2 protein-coding genes are annotated in these 2574 nt (G+C 61.5%); both read right to left on the bottom strand.

Annotated features, from left to right (window positions below):
* Nucleotides 1–104 precede the first annotated feature (104 nt).
* On the bottom strand, nt 105–860 hold the full coding sequence (istB, locus tag YA0848_RS10250) for an IS21-like element ISPre4 family helper ATPase IstB (protein WP_184316708.1): 756 nt from the start codon (nt 858–860) through the stop codon (nt 105–107).
* 20 nt (nt 861–880) lie between these two features.
* Nucleotides 881–2395: an IS21 family transposase gene (istA, locus tag YA0848_RS10245; RefSeq protein ID WP_184316710.1), complete on the bottom strand. Its 1515-nt coding sequence runs from the start codon at nt 2393–2395 to the stop codon at nt 881–883.
* Between the last annotated feature and the right edge of the window lie 179 nt (nt 2396–2574).

Below are 2574 nucleotides of genomic sequence, written 5' to 3'. Positions count from 1 at the left end.
TGCGGATTCCACGCCATCCGGACACTCAGCCCACCAACATCCGGACACTCATTCCACGCTCATTCGGACAGGCAGTCGGAGCGCAGCGACGCAGGTTTGCATTGTTAGTCTGAAGTCCCTGTCGTCGTCAATTTCGTTGCGCGCCTGCGCATCGATTCGCCCTTCAGTTCGATCCGATAAGCGTTGTGCACCAGCCGGTCGAGGATCGCGTCGCCCAAGGTCGGGTCGCCGATCAGCGCATGCCATTTGTCCACGGGCATCTGGCTGGTCACTAGCGTCGAGCGGTTGCCGTAGCGGTCGTCCAATAGCTCAAGCATGTCGCGCCGTTGCGGTGCGGTAAACGGCGCCAGGCCCCAGTCGTCCAGGATCAGCAAGTCGGTCTTGGCATAGCCCGCCATCAGTTTCGCGAAGCGACCGTCTCCGTGGGCCAGGCCCAGCTCTTCCATCAAGCGCGGCAAGCGCAGGTAACGCACGCTGTAGCCGTCCCGGCAGGCCTTGTGGGCCAGCGCGCAGGCGAGCCAGGTTTTGCCTACACCGGTCGGGCCGCCGATGATCAGGTTCAAGCCATCGCGCAGCCATTGGCCGCTGCCCAATTGCAGGATCATGGACTTGTCCAGGCCACGCGGGCTGCGGTAATCGATGTCTTCCAGACAAGCGTTGTGGCGCAGCCGGGCGGCTTTGAGGCGAGTCGTCAGGCGGGCGCCTTCGCGCTCGGTCAGCTCGCGGTCGACCATCAGACCGAGGCGTTCGTCGAAGCTGAGATCGTTGATGTCAGGCGTTGCGTGTTGTTCGCCAAGCGCCTTGATCATGCCGTGCAGGCGCAGGGTTTGCAGCTTGTCGAGTGTCGGGTTGGGCAGCATTTTGGTGCTCCTTTTTCAGGTCAGTGGTAGTAGCCAGGGCCACGCAGGTTGATGTGTTCTTCAGGCAGTAACGGCAGGTTTTGCTGGGCCAGCGGCAGCCGTTCCAGCCCTTGGCGCAGGATCGATTCGAGGCTTTTGTAACTGCACGCGCCCAGTGCCAGCGCACGCTGGCAAGCGGCTTCCAGCCGCGCTTCGCCGTGCTGTTTGCTCAGGCGCAGGATCCCCAGGCAGGCGCGGAAGCCGTGCTGCGGATGGATTCGGCGTTCGAGGATGTAGGCGATGACGCCGGCCGTATTCGGGCCTGTCTGCTCTGCCCAGCAGATCAGCCGTTGCGGTGTCCATTCGGCATGTTCGCGGTGACTTTTGGGCATGTGCTCGGTTTGGGTGGTGTGGCGGCCTTTGTGCGGTGAGCGCAGGTGACTGGCCACCCGCTGGTTGGCGTGGAAGCACTCGACGGTCTTAGCGGTTAGCCGCACTTCGAGTTGGTGCTTCACCAGCTGGTACGGCACCGAGTAGTAATGGCCCTCGACCTCGACGTGATAGTCGATGTGCACCCGCACCTTTTTCCATTCGGCGTAGACATACGGATGTTCTGGTAGCGGTTGCAGTGCGGGTTGGTCGATGGTCTCGAAGGCCGAGCGGCGTGAGCCGGGCAGCTTCTTGAAGGGCTTTTGATTGAGGCGTTCGAGCAGCAGGCTGATTGCCGTGTTGAGTTCTCCGAGCGAGAAGAACTGGCGGTTGCGCAGCACTGCCAGGATCCAGCGCTCGACCACTTGCACACCCGCTTCAACCTTGGCTTTGTCCTTGGGTTTACGCGAACGCGCGGGCAGTACGGCTACGCCGTAATGCTCGGCGAGATCGCGGTAACTGGGGTTGATGTCCGGCTCGTAGCGATGCGCCTTGGTGACGCCACTGCGCAGATTATCCGGTACCAGGATCTGCGATGTGCCGCCGAGAAAAGCGAAGCAGCGCACGTGGGAGCCCAGCCAGTCGGGCAGCTTCTGCGACCAGGTGGCCTCGGCAAAGGTGTAGCTGGACGCGCCGAGAACGGCGACGAAGATCTGGGCCTGACGGATTTCACCGGTCTGTCGGTCGATGATGGGCGCGGTCTGTCCGGCGTAATCGACGAACAGCTTTTCGCCGGCACGGTGCTCCTGGCGCATAACCACGTCGACCTTGGCGGCCCAGAGGCGGTAGTGCTCGCAGAACCAGCTGTATTGGAAGCCTTGCGGATGGGCGAGTCGGTACTCTTGCCAAAGCAGGGCCAGGGTGACGCCCGGGCGACGTAACTCGGCATGGACATGAGCCCAGTCAGGCATCGGGCGCTGGTCGCTCGGCACCGGTACTGCCGGCGGAAACAGGCGTCGGTTCAGCTCTGCATCAGAGATATCGATGGGCCACTGAAGCCCACTGGCTGCGAACCGGCAAAGGTAGTCTCCTGCGCTTGAATGGCCAATGGATAAACTTTTGGCGATCTTGCGCACGGACAGGCCGGCGTCGAACTTTAGGCGTAGTACCTCTCGGATTTTACGCATGGATAAACGCTCCACGACGACCTCTTCGCTTCGAAAAAAGAGGTCGATGGTAGTGAATAATCCTGCGTTGCTGCCTGCCTGAAAGTGTCCGGATGCTCGTGGAATGAGTGTCCGGATCAGCGTGGAATCAGTGTCCGGATGTTGGTGGAATGGGTGTCCGGATGGTCATGGAATCCCCA

This window comes from Pseudomonas sp. S4_EA_1b (genome assembly GCF_016307435.1).
GTDB lineage: Bacteria > Pseudomonadota > Gammaproteobacteria > Pseudomonadales > Pseudomonadaceae > Aquipseudomonas > Aquipseudomonas rhodesiae.
This window is presented reverse-complemented; position numbering and strand designations above follow the sequence as displayed.